Origin of the sequence: Pseudoalteromonas luteoviolacea (assembly GCF_018100925.1) — a bacterium.
GTDB classification, from domain to species: Bacteria; Pseudomonadota; Gammaproteobacteria; order Enterobacterales; family Alteromonadaceae; genus Pseudoalteromonas; species Pseudoalteromonas obscura.
Map to the genome: position 1 here is coordinate 684526 of NZ_JAGJEH010000001.1, position 16060 is coordinate 700585.

At 39.6% G+C, this 16060-nt stretch carries 14 protein-coding genes; 1 reads left to right on the top strand and 13 read right to left on the bottom strand.

Annotated elements, in window-relative coordinates:
- The first annotated feature begins 113 nt into the window (after positions 1 to 113).
- Positions 114 to 971, top strand: a complete 858-nt coding sequence (locus tag J8M00_RS02610; protein ID WP_211008807.1) for a 2-phospho-L-lactate transferase CofD family protein — start codon at positions 114 to 116, stop codon at positions 969 to 971.
- Between the two features lie 27 nt (positions 972 to 998).
- Here the strand turns inward: J8M00_RS02610 and J8M00_RS02615 are convergent, their stop codons facing one another.
- The 13 genes from J8M00_RS02615 to J8M00_RS02675 form a co-directional block, all read right to left on the bottom strand.
- Positions 999 to 1991 carry a substrate-binding domain-containing protein gene (locus J8M00_RS02615; protein ID WP_284137833.1) on the bottom strand — a complete coding sequence of 331 codons (993 nt, stop codon included), beginning with the start codon at positions 1989 to 1991 and terminating at the stop codon, positions 999 to 1001.
- 142 nt (positions 1992 to 2133) lie between these two features.
- The gene (locus J8M00_RS02620) at positions 2134 to 2811 is read right to left on the bottom strand and encodes a hypothetical protein (RefSeq protein WP_211008808.1); all 678 of its coding nucleotides are present in this window, start codon (positions 2809 to 2811) and stop codon (positions 2134 to 2136) included.
- 107 nt (positions 2812 to 2918) lie between these two features.
- The gene (locus tag J8M00_RS02625; protein ID WP_211008809.1) at positions 2919 to 4055 is read right to left on the bottom strand and encodes a glycosyltransferase family 4 protein; all 1137 of its coding nucleotides are present in this window, start codon (positions 4053 to 4055) and stop codon (positions 2919 to 2921) included.
- A gap of 150 nt (positions 4056 to 4205) precedes the next feature.
- Entirely contained in the window at positions 4206 to 4658 is a 453-nt protein-coding gene (locus J8M00_RS02630; protein ID WP_211008810.1) for a GNAT family N-acetyltransferase, read from the bottom strand.
- Positions 4659 to 4676: 18 nt separating this feature from the next.
- Positions 4677 to 6068: a sensor histidine kinase gene (locus tag J8M00_RS02635; RefSeq protein ID WP_211008811.1), complete on the bottom strand. Its 1392-nt coding sequence runs from the start codon at positions 6066 to 6068 to the stop codon at positions 4677 to 4679.
- On the bottom strand, positions 6065 to 6730 hold the full coding sequence (locus tag J8M00_RS02640; RefSeq protein ID WP_211008812.1) for a response regulator: 666 nt from the start codon (positions 6728 to 6730) through the stop codon (positions 6065 to 6067). Before J8M00_RS02640 ends, J8M00_RS02635 begins: the two co-directional genes overlap by 4 nt.
- A 24-nt stretch (positions 6731 to 6754) precedes the next feature.
- Complete coding sequence (locus tag J8M00_RS02645; protein WP_211008813.1) at positions 6755 to 9781, bottom strand: efflux RND transporter permease subunit; 3027 nt, start codon at positions 9779 to 9781, stop codon at positions 6755 to 6757.
- Complete coding sequence (locus J8M00_RS02650) at positions 9774 to 10856, bottom strand: efflux RND transporter periplasmic adaptor subunit (RefSeq protein ID WP_211008814.1); 1083 nt, start codon at positions 10854 to 10856, stop codon at positions 9774 to 9776. Before J8M00_RS02650 ends, J8M00_RS02645 begins: the two co-directional genes overlap by 8 nt.
- Positions 10846 to 11589, bottom strand: a complete 744-nt coding sequence (locus J8M00_RS02655; protein ID WP_211008815.1) for a MipA/OmpV family protein — start codon at positions 11587 to 11589, stop codon at positions 10846 to 10848. The genes J8M00_RS02650 and J8M00_RS02655 overlap by 11 nt, the downstream gene beginning before the upstream one ends.
- A 261-nt stretch (positions 11590 to 11850) precedes the next feature.
- Positions 11851 to 12978 (bottom strand): hypothetical protein, encoded by a 1128-nt coding sequence (locus tag J8M00_RS02660; RefSeq protein ID WP_211008816.1) that lies wholly within the window; start codon positions 12976 to 12978, stop codon positions 11851 to 11853.
- 285 nt (positions 12979 to 13263) lie between these two features.
- Positions 13264 to 13446 (bottom strand): hypothetical protein, encoded by a 183-nt coding sequence (locus J8M00_RS02665; RefSeq protein ID WP_023399160.1) that lies wholly within the window; start codon positions 13444 to 13446, stop codon positions 13264 to 13266.
- A 936-nt stretch (positions 13447 to 14382) separates the two neighbouring features.
- Complete coding sequence (locus tag J8M00_RS02670) at positions 14383 to 14541, bottom strand: hypothetical protein (protein ID WP_211008817.1); 159 nt, start codon at positions 14539 to 14541, stop codon at positions 14383 to 14385.
- 541 nt (positions 14542 to 15082) lie between these two features.
- On the bottom strand, positions 15083 to 16015 hold the full coding sequence (locus J8M00_RS02675; RefSeq protein ID WP_211008818.1) for a TolB family protein: 933 nt from the start codon (positions 16013 to 16015) through the stop codon (positions 15083 to 15085).
- Positions 16016 to 16060: the final 45 nt, after the last annotated feature.

Consider the following 16060-nt stretch of genomic DNA (forward strand, 5'->3'; position numbering starts at 1 on the left):
CAAACTGCAATTTACGGTCTTATTTTTCATAATTAAATAAGTAAAAACAAAAGCTTACCTTTTGGCTCGCTTCATGCAAAATGTCTTCTGAAAAATAATTTGGAGGTGATTGTATGAATGTAGTGTTTGTTGGTGCTGGGCAAGATATGCTTGATTTAATGAAGTCTTTAAAACCACTTTGTCAAAACCTTAGTGCAATATGTGCTACGCCTGAGGCAAGCTTTGATATAGACAATAAGTGCGCATTGCTCTCATATTCACAATTGGAAATATTGCAAAGTATGAGTCTGGCTTTGAGTTCCTCACAACGAAAGAACAAGACCCATCATGTAGCCAATTTAGAATTGCTTTCATTGATGTGTCACACGCCAACGGAAGCCCTCACGGTATTTAATCAATCCATAAATAACAGCACTAATAGCGTTTTGCCAATGTCGGACTATGCGACGGACTTAATAGCGATTACGTATGGTGGGGAAACCGTTGTCGGTGCGAAAAATATCAATCGCCTCAATGCGCTTCCCAAAGAAGTGTTTTTATCAAAAGACGTTGATACATCGCTAGATGCTATTGCGGTTATTGAAGATGCTGATCTAATAATTTTTGGGCCTTGTAACCCGTTCACAGATTTGTTGCCTTTGCTGCTTATCCAAGACATAAAAAATGCTGTGCTAGAAACAAGTGCTAGTCGTCTTTTTATTGATATGCCCCAGTCTAATAGTGAGCTTTTGAATAGTTGTACATCTGCAGAGTATTTGCATTGGATGAGTTGTCAATTAGGGTATCAATTTTTTGATATTTCAATATCAAACCAGTTTGCTGACATTATCAGTTACCACTATAAAGAGAGTATGTCTTCTAAGGCACATGATACATACCACAACAATGGACTAGATATGATGAACACTCTGTTTGAATTACCAAGTTTAAGGTCTTCAAATCCGCTGACCGTTACGGCGGTGAAGTATTAAGGTTGTGCTCACTCGGTTGTGAGCAAATCATCTGTTGTTAGTACAAGTCATTGCATTTTTTTGATTACAATAATGAAAATCTAAATAGTATGCACTTTGGGGAGGCTTTTTATTGAATTTAACATAATTGTAAAGCAGTTCAGCGCTGTTTAATCCCATATGGTATGGCTTTTGACCTATGTTAATTGTGGAAAGCCCTAGTCCCAGCGCTTTAACTTGAATTTCCTCGGTATCTGCGGAAATAACAGTGACAGTTTGTTGTAACAGTTTTTGTTTAAAAGGTTGTAATGCGCTGACGTATTTGTCATTAAACTGAGCAAAACCGGCAACTGCTATAAAGATAGGAGGTGCATCGGTGCTCAGTATGGCAATCAGTTGGCTCAAAGCTTCATCGCGCTTACCCATAGTATAAAGTGGACACCTTTCATGCTCTATCCAACCCGACTCCCCCGTCAGCTTTTTATCTGCTGTGCCGGAGAGAGCATGCCTTACACCCCGAATTCTTTCATTTAAATTTGGGGTAGTGTAATGTCCAGATTGAATGCAGACAGGTTGAGGGGATTGCTTTTTGTATTTTTTGGCTGCCTGCCCCAATGCAACACCAAAATCAAAATTATTAGTACCTACATAGGCCAATCTATAAGCATGTTGCTCGCTTAATAGATCAGAATCAAATGTAATTACAGGGATACCTTTTTGCTTTGCCTCTTTTAATGCCCCTGAAACCAAGTAATTTGAATCAGTTGTTGATACTAAAATACCATCGACACCTTTTTCGACGTATTCCCTTACGATAAGTACTTGCGTACGGACATCTTGATAATCATCAGCGCCATCATATAGACAAGTCAAATCACTTTTTTGGCGTGCAAAGTCCTTACAGCCTGCAAACGCTTGCTGATAAAAACTATCATTTTGCGTTTTGCCTATTAAGGCAAATGTATATTGAGCTATTGCATTTGTGCTTAATAAGGATAAACCGAATAGCAAATAAATTGATATACGCTTCACTTCAGTCACTATTTCTAAGTCCTTGACTAAATTATGATATGTCTGGTTTGTAGTGCAAATATTTTAACGCTTTTTTAAATTAGCGCAATGAGTTATACCGCAAAGCTTGCTATCCGTTGGGGCGTTTTCGGTTATTCTGGCGGGGAATCGGCTAGTCGGTGGTAGTGCTAGCCGCCTTTTTTCTTTGGATGGCCATCTCGAGTATCGAAATGTGACGCGATACTTTTGACGCTAACAAGCGGCTAAATGCACCGAAAAAATAAATGATGGGAATGACGTACGCTATCGATAAAACCCAATCAAGCTCAATCTCACTGAGCTTATCCAAAGAGATCAGTAGCGCTAGAATACCTGGCGCAAACCCTATTCGCTCAATTGATCCTACCAGCAATGCAGTTTTTTGTTCAAATAAGTGTTTCTGTGCTTGGATTTCAAGTAACACAAGTTCTAGGTGATGTATGTTTCTAGTGCTCAGGAAATCAACATATTTTTGATCAAATCTTTGCGTATTTAGCGCGTTTACATAAATTAGATTAAACGGGTTTTTGAAATGGGATTTTATCTCGTCTTTTTTCAAAATAAATAGCAAGGCTGGGTGAGCAACAATACCAAAATATCCCATTAAAAGGAGAATTAGCGAAGTGTATTTATATGTTTCAAGTTGACTGATCTGCCACACAAATGCGACTAGGATAGCTGCCAATATGAGCGTAAGGTAGCCAATGTACAGTTTGATTTCAATGTGCTTAGGGAGTCTCCCCCCTTGCTTACACAAAATAGTCTCGCGTCGGCTTAACCCTTGCAATGCTCTATATATTGAGTCTGACAATGCAATGTTCCTTGTATTTAACTTAACCTATTTTAGAAGCAGTCTGAAGTGCTCCTCGTCTTATAGGTATAGAACATAAAACAATACTTGATGCGACTTTATTGGAATCACAGCGCTTGGATCCACCTAGATAGGGCTCTAGATTGGTGTTTTACATTGAAATTTTCTTCTGCATATTTACGCGCATTTTGACCGAGTAAGTGCCGGTGATAGGTACTTAACTGCATAAAAGCAGTTAGCATGTTACTCATAGCTGCAATGCTATTCGGGGGGCATTTCATTCCGGTATTAGAACTAGTAATTTCTTTACATGCCGCAATATTAGATGTGAGTACAGGCAAACCACTGGCCATAGCCTCTTTTACATAGGTGATATTATCGACTTGTGCGAGGCTGCCGTTTGAGCAATAAGGCGAAACGATAGCGGTATAATGAGGGAGTTTATTAAGGATCCACTTTCGAGATTTATTGCCAAGAAAATGAACTTTACCATTGAGTCTTTTTCGGATCAGGTCATTAACTAAAGTCTTTTTAATTGGGCCTTCGCCAATTATATCTAGCTTTATGCTGAATCGGGACGGTAAATCAGCGAGTGCGCTTAGTACTACCTTTAACCCTGATTCATCGACAATGTTGCCAATGAATACCAGATGCAAAGTAGTTTTGTTTCTTTCATATGGTTTGTACTTTGATATATCTAGGCCTCTATTAAGCACTAAGGAGTGCTCGTCAGCAGCGAGTCGTTGGCATTCTAACTCTACCAATGGTAAATCACATTGATCTACAAGCTTTTGCGCACTTTTCCCCATGCTGCTATATGAAGAAACGCCCCAAAAACTTGAAAGTGAAACTTTGGCGCACTTGCTGCCTAACAGGCTGACGTAATAATCGTGTTGATTAAAAATACAGTGTAAGTGTTGAATTTCTAGTTGTTTTAGCTTTTCTGCAAGCATTAATCCCTGTGAAACAAAGCGATAAGAATTACGGCAATTCAGCTGCTTCCATATTGAATAGCAGGTACCTAAATCTGAGAAACTTGTAAACAAAGGGGCTGTCGAAAATATGCCCGCTCTTGCCAAATACGTTATAGATACAGATTTGTGTAGGTTACGGATATTTTTATACTTAATAGGTGTCAAGACAGTAACGCGATGCCCTATTTCTGCAAGTGCATTCGCCTCACTTAATATCATAGCGACTTCGTTTGGCAGTTTAGATGTCGTGTATATTCCAATATGCTTCATTTTACTAACCCTTATCTGTTGTTTAAGATTAGTAATCAAAAAACAAGCCAATATTAACTTGCTGTTTTTTAAAATAAAAAACTTTTGTATTGGCTGAGTTATGCAAAATGCGACGCATTTTTCAATGGCCACATTAAAAAAGCAATGTATTTAAGCTTGAACGATAGTTTTTGACATCGGGACAAATCGAATGCCATTGAATTGTCCCTCAGGCTCAGTTTCGGTAAACCCTTGCTTTTCGTAAAAGCTGCGGGCATTGAGCGATGACCTTAGTGAGACTTGCTTACCCTTGGCATAACTTAGTAGCTTATCTAATAGGACTTTGCCAATACCACTCCCCTGCTCCCCCTTGGCGACGAACAAATGAGTTATGTAGTTTCTTTCCCTTATTGCTGCAAAACCGACGATTCTATCTTCATCAATGGCAATAAATGAATTAAAAATTGATTGGTTCAAAGTCGCTTCAAGATCGGGAATGACTCTGTTTATAAACTCTGTCTGACCTTGCTCGCAAAAGTGTGGCAATATGTCGCACTTCGAAACTTCTGAAACGAGTTTAGAAATGTTTTCAAGGTCACTAAATTGAAATGCTCTAATGTGCATAGCTTAACTCCTTTAGCGCTATGATGATGCAGTAGGTACAACCCTATCATGGAAATAGACGTGAAAGGTAGCCCCACCTAACTCATTGTTACATATAACATCTATCTTAGCATCGTGAGCCGATACAACTTCGTGGACTATTGCTAAACCTAATCCACTTCCCGTTAATGTTGATTGCTCCTTACGCCAAAACCGCTCAAACAGTTTGGCTCTATCTTCTTCTTTGATCCCCGGCCCTGAATCTTTAACGGAAATACGACCACAAGCTACTTCAACGATAATTTGTGCGCCATCTTGTGCATGTTTTAAGGCATTTTCGAGTAGGTTTTTCAACATGATAATTAGTGCAGCTTGATCACCTATCACCGATGGATTTTCATCGACTTCTTCCAAAGCGAGTTCTTTTTGGTAGGTCAATGTCAAAGGACCTAGCAGCATACAGACATCTTTAGCAACATCGGTAATATTGACTGGTTTGTGAAGGTAACTGTTTTGATTCTGCGCTCGCGACAAATCAAGTAACTGCTCTACAACACGAGTCATATAAGAGATATCGCTCATGAGTTCGCATGCAATTTTATCAGGTAGGTTAGCAAGCTCAAGGCGTGTTCTCAGTACTGCTAATGGTGTTTTTAGTTCGTGTGCCGCGTTGGCAACAAAGCGCTTTTGTTCTTTGAACCCTTTTTCTACTCTGTCCATCGTGTCATTAAGTGCATTAACAAGGGGCAGCATTTCACTGGGAACCCCCTTTTTGTCGAGCCTGCGGTCAAGTTGCGCAGGTTCAATGCCATCTAACTCTTCGGCCACCTTATTGACTGGTTTTACAATCGCTTTTATCGAGACGTATCCTACACATATGAAAATTAAAAATGCGGCTACCATAGTCAGGGTTAACACTTGTCCGAGCATAGGTAAAACAGCTTCGTTGGCTAACTCCCCTATTAAGTCGTCTCTGGCAAGGTCAACGTAGAGTTCTCTTCCTTGAACTGAAACAGCCATGCGATACCTATCAATGCCATTTGAGAATGAATACCCCTCAGGCAAGTCCATAGGAAGTGCCAGTAAGGCAACTGATGTTTCTATATGTGGGTTCGAGGTTAAAATGACAGCGTTGCTGCTTCGATCGATTACTTTGAACGCTAGATTGTTAAAAAGCGCGTCATAGCCCCACTTTTTCGCGATATTGCTTGAAGAATAATTGAGCCTTCCTTGTGCGTCAAAGTGCAAGCCATCCGGTATATCTTCTGCCATACCATGCATACTTTTTTCAACGGCAATATTCGCGAAGTTGATAGAAAATAAGAACAGAATAGCGCCAATTAATGCGAAGACTACACCTCCCATTACACCAAACAATATAAAAAGCTTGCGAGCCAAAGAGCCTTTTTTTGTAACACCAACTTGGTTCATGACAATATGTACCCTATTCCACGTATTGTTTTTATATCTGCATTAGCACCTGCCTGTTCTAGCTTTTTTCGTATTCGGTGCATGGCAACTTGGATTGCATTGTCCGTTACTTCGAAACCGAGTGCATATATTGCATCATAAATGGCATTTTTACTGACGGTTAAACTGGCGTGGCGTATCATATATTCTAATATTGCAACCTCAGTTTTACCCATATTGACATTATTGTTATCGACCATTACCCGTCTTGCCTTGCTGTCTAGCGATATATTTCCTCGAGTCAGTATATTGCCGGAGTACTCGACTGGTCTTCTCAAGATAGCGCGAAGCCTTGCTTTGAGTTCATCAATAGCAAAAGGTTTATTGAGATAGTCATCTGCACCTAGGTCGAGGCCTTTGATCCGGTCCTCTACACCTCCTCGTGCAGTCAATATTAATATTGGGATCGGATTCTGCTGTGCTCGTAACTGCCTGATAACGTCAATACCATCCGTATCAGGGAGCCCTAAGTCCAGCACCAATGCATCATATTGCCAACCTTCTAAAAGGCTGGTCATCTCTTTTGCGCAATTGGCAATGTCGGCTGCATGTCCATCTTGCAGTATGGCCTGTTGAATAAATTCGGCAAGCTGAAGATTATCTTCTGTGATTAAAATACGCATGGCGGTGGATTATCCTTTTTATTGTTAGCTCACATTTATTCGATTGTTATACCGATTTGGTTCAATTAGCCAACTCATTAATATTGGCATAATATACAACATCATCAATGTTGAACTTATTAAGCCGCCGATTACGGTCCAAGCCAGTGGTGGCCATAACGGGCTCTCTCCTGATGTAAGAGGTAACATACCAATAATCGTGGTTATTGTAGTTAGCATAATAGCCCGTAACCGATTTGATACAGCAAGCTTTATTGCTATATCCTTATCGTGCCCGTCAATTATGCTTTCTATTGTTTTTTCTATGAGTAATATAGCGGTGTTTACTACAATCCCCACCAACGCGAGTATGCCTAGCAGTGACATAAAACCGAACGGGACTCCTACAAAGGACAGCATTATTGGTGCACCAATAATACTAAAAGGAATACTCATCATAACTAATACAGTTAATTTATACGAATTAAACTGTAGGATTAGTGCAATGAACAAGAGTATTAAACCTGCGGGGAGCGCTAGTAATAGCGCACTATTTGCCTCTTGAGATTCTTCTAGTTCCCCGCCAAACTGCAATGTGACGCCATGCTTTTTTGCAATGGCAAATAACTCCGGCTGAAGTGATTCAAGTAATATGCTTTCATCAGTGCCATATGTAACGTCTGACAGTATGCGCAGCTCTTCGCGTCCATTTCGACGTGTTTCTACGGCTTTTTCTCCGATTAGTCGCGCGTTTGCAAATGCTGAAATAGGCAAAAATTGCTTATTATGATCAACGACTTGTGTCGACATAATGCGCTCTAAAGTTTGGTCCGAGCTGGTATCTTGCAACAGCAATGTGATGGGCTCTGTTTTAAAAGTTAAATCGCTAATGTGCAGTCCTGTCCCTTGCCATGCAAGATAGTCGGCTAATACACTTTCATTTAGGCCTGCCTGTTTCAATGATTGTTGATCAATCAACATGTTCAGTTGTGCCACCCCATAGCTATAGTCTCTTCGGACATGTGCAGTGTTACTTTGCTTGCTTAACAATATAAAAACTTCTTCAGCAGCTTTGAGGTTTGTTTCTGTTTGACTACTTATAAGCCTTATCTCGATGGGGCTTTCGATTGGTGGCCCTTGGCCAAATTCTCTGGCAAGTACCAAAGCGCCGTTGAAAACTTGGGGCAACAATGCGTTGAGCTGCTCTACCACTTCTTTAACATTGATCCCTTCTTTGACCTCAAAAACGACCCTAGCGATGTGGCTTTCACCTGGTTGCTGAACAAGGTTGTAATAAAAGCGCGGGCCAGATGAGCCGCTAAACGTCATCGTTTGAGTTACAAAATCGAGTGCTTGAATATATCCGCTCATTTGTTTTGCAACGCTCGTTGTCTTGGTAATATCACTTCCAAGGGGCAGTTGAATATCAACATAGCCTTGGTTTCGATTGGTTTTTGGAAAAAACTCGCCGACTGTAGATGGCAACAAAGGGATCAACCCCAATAGGCATAGCATGATAATAATGATGGTTTTGGGGTTTGCTAAGGAAAATTGAGCAATGCGACTTCCGACAACGGAAAATTTACTTTGCTTTTGAACTGTCTTAGGGCGACTTTGAAATAGATAATTGGCCATGACTGGCACAAATGACAGCGCAATAAGATAACTTAAGCTGATGCACAAAATAACGAGGATTGGGATGGTAGATATAAAGTCTGCGACGCTGCCTTTTGCCAGCAACATCGGGAGAAATGCCGCAATTGTTGTTATTGTGGCTGTTGCTAAAGGTTTGTAAAGGCCCTTTACAGCTTCTTTGCTGGCATCAAAGCGGCTTTTCCCTTGATCCATTAACTGTAAGATCTTTTCTGCCATAACGATGCTGTTGTCCACCATGAGACCCAAAGATATTACCAAACCGGCTATTGTCATTTGATGTAAAACGCCACCCGCAGCAGTAAAAAAGCCAAGGGCAGATAATGCGATTGCAGGAATTGTGACTACCACAACAATAGCTGTTCTGACAGACATCAGTAAAATTAATATTACAGCTACAGCAATGCATCCAGTTGCCAAAGAATTGAGTAAGTCAGACTTTCGTTTTTTTGTCCATTTAGGCTGAAACAAAACGATTTTAGCAGGGCTATTGGTAAATTTCTGATTAAATTTTTCTACGACTTGCCTGATTGCATCTCCTACTTCTGTAACTCTAACTGTATTGGCAGGAAGCGAAATTGCTAAACCGACTACTCGCTGCCCATTGACCATAAACTGCTCTGGTGCTATCGGGTTTGGACGATAATAAATGTCAGCAATGGTAGATAGAGAAACAGGGTTGGCGTTATCAAGGGTCACTTGACTGTTCTTGATATCATCAATTGATTGAATTCTTCCCAATGGGTTGGTGTTGGTTGTTACACCACCGGTTTGGAAGCTCGCTCCACGCCCAGACGTAATTGAAAGCCTGTGGGCAATTTGTTCTGGCGTTACGCCAAACTCCTGCATAGCATTTAGAGTGTAATCAATTACTAGTTGTTCATGGGGATCGCCAACGAGATTTACACTGCGAATAGTTGAAAGTTGCTCCAACTCGGTTCTAAGCTCGATGGCCAAAGCCCTCTTCGCCAATATATCACTTGGTTGTGTGATAGCGATTACGATGCCCTGCGTATCCTGTGCTCTGTCCACAATATTGGCAGAAATGCCTGGCATATCATTTTGTTTATTTGTTATATCGTCTTTTATTCGTTCCCACACCGTATCGGTATCGTAAATATGTTCGTGAAGTTCTATGTTAATAACTGCGTTACCATTTTTTATACGGGACTGATAGGTACTCACTTCATCAATATTGCTCAAGGTACGCTCCAATGGAACAACTGCGGCATCTCTAAGCTGAGCAATGGTCATATTAGGCGCTGTGAGTGTGACAAAACCATTGCGGTAAGGAAATTGAGGGTCCTCTTGCTCGCTTGCACTGAACCAACCTGCAAAACCAACCAGTGCAAGAATAAAGACTATACCTATGATGAGGCGTGGGTTTTGAAACCAATAGTGTTTAGCGCTATCACTCACTTTCCACCTCCACTACAGCCATCAGGTTTCGATTTATTTTTGTCTCTGGTGTAGTGTCGAATTCGATCTCGTCCAAGCTAACTTGGGCAGATACCAATAAATTGTCGCCTCTACTGCCTAGAACTTGCACTTTATATAAAGTATGGGATTTATCTAGCATATAGCTATTGCCATTTGGGTCGAACCGAACAGCGCTAGAATGAACGCTGTAGATGACATCGGGTGTCGTATTGATTCTTAATTGGGCGGTTAGACCTAATAGCTCGGGCGTAGTCTCTTCAATATGAACTGTAATTTTAAACAAAGACGGTCCATGGACACTCGGGATTGCTTTTTCAGCAACTGTGGCAGTTATACTTTTATTTAGTGCACTTATGTGGATCGGTACTTCTACGTCGGCTAAAAGTGTCACTGCATCTCGCTCAGGTATTAAAAACTCAATTTTAAATATTCCAGTTTCTTCTACCCGAACAATAGGTACCGACGATGATACGAACTGTCCTTCTCTAGCGTACAGGGCAGCTACAATGCCATCGTGAGCTGCATAAACGGATATATCGTCTAATAGGTTATTAGCCTCCGTTAACTGTGCCTTCATTTGTCTAACTTTTTCGTGTGCCACTTGTGCTGTTTTTTGCGCGTATTCAAGTTGTGCTTCTGATGCTAAACCCTTTGCTCGCAAGTCAGTAATTCTTTTGTACTCACTTATTGCTTCATCTGACGCGGCCAGTGCAGCACTTAAGGTTGCCTTTTTCTCGAGAACTTGAGTACTTAATTTGGGTGAGTATAGTCGTACAATGAGATCTCCTTGGTTGACAAGTTGACCTTCCTTTACTGCAATACGTTCGACACGACCACTATTGAATAGCGCCATATCGTACCCCCTATTACTTTGCACTTTGCCATAAAATATTTTGTTTGGTGATGGCACTTGTATTGCGACGACTGTCGACTGTTCATAAGAACTCGATTCATTATCATGAGCCGCCTGTGGGGCTTGACTACACCCCGTTACAATAAAAAGCGTGCTGAATAAGACTCCATGAAACTTCGAAAAGATAAACTTAGAATACATATACATACCCCAACAGCAGTTGGAATGTGCCAGATTTATCAACAAGTGGAGAGTCCTTGATTGTTGTGTCGAATGACATGTAACTAACATCAGCTTTAATCATGTGATTTTGTCCAAAAAACCAATCACTACTGATCCCGACTTCTAGGTTGGTGGCGCTGTCAACTTCGTAAAATGAGCGTTGTGCAGTAGCTTCTGATTGTTTTACGCCATAGTAGTAATCTGTCAGGTCCTTACTTGCGAAATTGGCTGCAATGTAGGGCTTGATTTGACCCTTTTTGAACCTAAAAGGTGCGCCATAGGTTAATGTCGCCTCGTATCCTTTATGAGTGCTGCTGGCATCCTGAGTGTATTTAATTGCAAACTCACCAAACTCGGTGTCAAACTCTGCCTCAAGACCTAAATCGAAGCTCATGTCCCTATCTTCCATGCCCTTAAATAAATCATTATCATCTTGCTCGTAACCATCTAGTCTCATCATGCCAATTGCCGATAGCTCAAACGATTCGTTACGATAAAATGTATATGAAGCAAAAGGCCCGAGTAGTCTGAAGTCACCGTATTCAATAGCAATGGCAGGAACGAACTGAGTTTCGCTGCCTACATCTTTATACCCTTCATCTTGTGTAACAAACGCTCCACCTAGGCCAATTTTTAGTTCGCTGTCTTCTTTTGATTGAACTTGGTAACTCACAGACATTGTTAGTGCTAGCAAATATTTAGAAAGTTTCATATATGGTCCTTAAAAGTTTTAACTTGGCGATGTTTTTAAAAGTTGTCTCTACAAGGCAAACAATAATTCAGGAAACTTTCTCGAAACTTACAAAATGGTAATTTTTTAGCCAAATGCGGGCTTATTTATTTTCATGGGTTGAAGTATGCTTTTTGTGATGTTGCCCCAAACAAGTGCGACACTCCTAGAAGCTCAGGCAAATAATTGAAATGACAATGGGGGAGAAATGCCATTGTCATTTGGTTTATATGAATACGAAGTTTAATATTCTACAGACATGGGAGACAACTTAAGCAAGCTGTTAGCAGTGCCCTGAAATGCACTAAAGTTAATGTTTTCAATGATATTTGCATTTAAATATTCGGAACGAGAGACCCCCTGACGAGCTGCATCTTGAAAGCTCCCATATCGATTTGTTTGGACCGCAAAATTCATGGACCAGATCGCGTGAGTTGCCCGTTTATATGATGCACCTTGCTGAAAAGTCGCATGTTGCCAGGGAATGTTCCACTGAACTTTAGTTTGATATTGGTTTGTGAATGCGTTTTTATTGTGTGTAAGAGTAAAGAAATTTGACAGGAATGCTTTTGCATTAGAGCGATCTTTACCTAACCCAAATAGGTCATTATCAAGCCATACTTCAAAGTCTGTTGGAAGTACCTTATTGATACTGGTTAGGTCCTCGCGAAACTTAAGTTCATTGATGTATGCGTTAAGTGTAAACTCGCCTTTAAAAGGCAGTGCAAATTGCAACGGACCATCTTTGTCAAAGTTAGGGTGGTTAAGGTAACTATAGTCGCAGCGAACACTGTCGTGGTTCATACAGTATTTTATTACGCCATCTAAAATCCCATATTCATTCCCTTTTTTATCGATTGGTTGCTGAACTACAAGACTGTAATCTTGGGTATCAGCTCCGCTTTCAAGTAGCTCTAATAGTGCTTGTCTATTGTATCTGAGCGAGTTTAGGCGGTAGCCTGGTGTTGAGTCCATGGAAATTAAAGAGATTTCAATGAAATCCGAGCGCTGAACTTTCTCAAGAGCTTCGAATAGTGGGATGGTTGCTTTTAACGTTGTCTGGCTGTGTGTTCTTGGGAATGTTTCGTTGTAAGCGAGAAGCCCTACCGGTGAAGCTTCAATGTCAAAGTACAAGTACTGAAGAGCTTTTGGGGCCGCTACAGTTGCTGACAAATGAGGTTCACCATTTATTTCTTCGATATTGAACCCTAAAAACCTAGATTCAGGGGCGCCATTTGCTACTTGGGCTGCCATCACTTCATCGTCCGAATAGTGTTTTTCGTTATGGCTGTGTGCCTCAAAAGGGGCTGAAAATATACTAATTGAACTGATGGTTACAGACACCAAAAACAGACACTTTATTAATTTCATTACCTTTTCCTTAGTTAATTCGTTGATAAAGGTCCACATCACATACTGCCTATGTGTAAAACTAGGGTATAGAGCAAATGCTACTAATGCAACATTATAGTTACAATGAATATTATCAATGACGGGCGATAATTTACCTTGGAAACTGGTGCTGATTATATTGAGAGGTGTTATTCGATAAAGCTAAGATACGATTTTATTTGGAGAAAACTAAGGGAAAGCAAGAAGGCGCAAAAGCGCCTCCCAAAGCCTGAAAAGAACAGGCATATTTAAAATATTCGTACTTTAAAAAGTAACTGGTACACCACCACTTGTAACTGTTTCAGATGGCTGGTCATCAATAATACAAGCTGGACCACCTGAACATGCACCACGACCACCGCCAACATTAGGTGTCATTGCTTTATTAAGCATGTTTTTTGTTTCCGATAGGTTTTTGATTTTTTTCTTCATTATTTTTAGTTTCATAACGTTCTTCCTTTAATAAAACATTTTTATTTATTCTAATTTTGAATCTAACATGATTATTTATAATTGCAATGGTTTATCTTGCGATTTATGAAATTAATATCATGTTGATTGATTTGTGATCAGTTTTTACGGGTGATTACTTTCTTTTAAAATGCATTTAATATTAGTTGTTTGGGGTTTTATTGTTGTTCTATTTTGTCAATTTAGTGTTTGAACTTGGTTGTGTATCGTTGTACCAATAACAATATAATATTGTGAATATATAAACTTTATCTTATTATTAAGATGTTTGGGATAATGAGCTATTTTGAGTTTTTCATTGCTATGATCAGGCGTACGTGTCGAGAGCTGGTTAGTTTCTCCTATATGACAAACTTTTTTAAAGTTTAAAGTGAGTTGTTTAGAGTAATATTCGTTCGATGAACATGGCGTTGATAACAAAGGCCTTTAGAGCAGTAACTCGTTTTTCAGTTGCTAGTGACTACACCTTGAATCCACCAGTTTTTAAATACATATGTATTGCGTTCTATCAGGTCTATTCGCTTTATGGTGTTATATTCGTATATGCCTTAGATTAAAAGTGTTTATAGAATTTATGAAGATGAATTGTGATTCGTTGGGTGATTGTGTGTTTATAGGTATCGCACGTTTTGTTCAAATTTAAAAATAGAAGAACTTTAAACATGTCGACTGAAATACTCACTGAACCTCTTGATGTTTAAAGGTTGGGTCATTCTAAATCGCGTGCATACTTTTTCAAGGTTCTGGCTTTACTACAATTTTAAATTAGAATGATGTATATATTGGTATGTCTATAACTGATGGGGCTTAGAAAGAGCACGAAAATTGAAGTAGCGCCGTTTCTTTTTTAACTTGAAACAGGGTTAGATAAAGAGGTGCTTGTACACCTCTTCTATTCACTTTCATGAGCTATTAGCACATGCAAGCCCAGAATCCGTTACCAGTTTCAGATACTGCCGGACGACATCTATAAGTGCTACCTGCACCAACGATGTTAGGTGTAGCATTGTTGTCTAGAGTTTTGTCATTGTTTAATTGCTTAAGTTTTTGTTTTTTTAGTGCAAGTTTCATTACTTATTTCCTTATTTTAGCTAGTTTTAACTTAAAATAACCCTTACAGAATGTTCCTGCAAAAGCTATTTAACATTAATAGCATCATTGGGTAACATATTACAAGTATCCAGATAGTAAAATTAATTTATGCCGAGTGAGTGCTAAAAGTAAAGAGCTTAGCTAATTGTAATTCCATGTTTTAAATGCTTATTTATTTTTTCTGTCAGCTTAGGGGTCTAATGTTATTTGGTGTTTTTAACTAAAAGCTATTAACTTCACGGCTATGGTTAGCTGTTTTACCGACTATTTATATATTTGTGTTATATAAAGGTTAACTCTTATTGCTAAATATGCTTAATTTAGATTGAAAATTGTACATTTTTTTAATGTTTTTTAATCCTTCCTTGATCTTTGCTCTTACGCATTACTGTCGTGTGCTGTTCAGGGTTACAAATTATATCTATCAGATAACATTGACTGATGGGATTGTATAATCTTGAAACCCTAGCTGGGATAACGCTAATTTAGTTATGGTACTGTCTTTGCATTTTGGCGTATCCTATTGTTTTTCCTTTAGCTTCGATAACTGCGTTGTATCGAGGTTAATTACAGAGTTAACTTGTGATCCACTATTGACCATTTTGATTAGCGAGGAGCCGTCACGATGTATCGAGAATACATCGTAAAAGTCGCTTTTGTTTTGTGATATAAAATAAATGTAATTACTATCTGCTGACCATGCAGGATCCCAATCTTCTATATTATTGAATGTAAGGCGTCGTTGATCCGAACCATCTATGCTCATCACATAAACCTCTTGGTTACCGTCCCTATTAGCCAAAAACGCAATATATTTACCATTAGGTGAAACAGCAGGAGAGCGATTACTTGAATTTGTATCTGTAAGTTGAACCTGATTGTTACCATGTATGTCAGCAATGAATAGTTGGCTATGCTTGGAGTTTGATTGGAATATGATTTTGCCATCAGGTAAAAAACTAGCAGCCCTTCCTTTTAAAGCGTGGATCTGGCGCTGATTATTTCCATTTTCATCCATTAACCACACTTCTTCTTGCCACTGATTACTTGCACTTTTATACTCTCGGGAAAAGATGATGCTACTTCCATCTGGTGACCATGATGGCGCACTGTCCCAGACAAAACGCTTGTTAGTAAGCCTTATTACATTGCTTCCGTCTAGATCCACTTTATGAATCGACCATGTTCTGTTGTTATCGTATTTGCCGTAAAATGCGATGGTTTTTCCATGCGGTGAAATAGATGGGTATCCGTCGTTGTTCGTTAAATCAATCACTTTAAGCCGATCTCTGCCATATTTATCACTGAGGAACAAAGATCGGTTGTCCCCTTCTTTAGCTGAGTAGATAAATGAATACCCGTCCGACATAGAACTTTGATTGATAGCACAGCTACTAAACAGGGCTAAAGAAATTGCAGCCAAGGCTATTTTACAACAGAAATTTTGTGTCATGGTTACCTCGAAATTGTGTTTTGTGTTTTCACATTTGTGGAGGTC

Excerpts from the sequence above, each read along its gene's own strand:
- J8M00_RS02675 (WP_211008818.1), bottom strand. The coding sequence starts at position 16,015 with ATGACACAAAATTTCTGTTGTAAAATAGCCTTGGCTGCAATTTCTTTA.
- J8M00_RS02610 (WP_211008807.1), top strand. The coding sequence starts at position 114 with ATGAATGTAGTGTTTGTTGGTGCTGGGCAAGATATGCTTGATTTAATG.
- J8M00_RS02630 (WP_211008810.1), bottom strand. The coding sequence starts at position 4,658 with ATGCACATTAGAGCATTTCAATTTAGTGACCTTGAAAACATTTCTAAA.
- J8M00_RS02660 (WP_211008816.1), bottom strand. The coding sequence starts at position 12,978 with ATGAAATTAATAAAGTGTCTGTTTTTGGTGTCTGTAACCATCAGTTCA.
- J8M00_RS02650 (WP_211008814.1), bottom strand. The coding sequence starts at position 10,856 with ATGTATTCTAAGTTTATCTTTTCGAAGTTTCATGGAGTCTTATTCAGC.
- J8M00_RS02625 (WP_211008809.1), bottom strand. The coding sequence starts at position 4,055 with ATGAAGCATATTGGAATATACACGACATCTAAACTGCCAAACGAAGTC.
- J8M00_RS02635 (WP_211008811.1), bottom strand. The coding sequence starts at position 6,068 with ATGAACCAAGTTGGTGTTACAAAAAAAGGCTCTTTGGCTCGCAAGCTT.
- J8M00_RS02670 (WP_211008817.1), bottom strand. The coding sequence starts at position 14,541 with ATGAAACTTGCACTAAAAAAACAAAAACTTAAGCAATTAAACAATGAC.
- J8M00_RS02665 (WP_023399160.1), bottom strand. The coding sequence starts at position 13,446 with ATGAAACTAAAAATAATGAAGAAAAAAATCAAAAACCTATCGGAAACA.
- J8M00_RS02640 (WP_211008812.1), bottom strand. The coding sequence starts at position 6,730 with ATGCGTATTTTAATCACAGAAGATAATCTTCAGCTTGCCGAATTTATT.
- J8M00_RS02655 (WP_211008815.1), bottom strand. The coding sequence starts at position 11,589 with ATGAAACTTTCTAAATATTTGCTAGCACTAACAATGTCTGTGAGTTAC.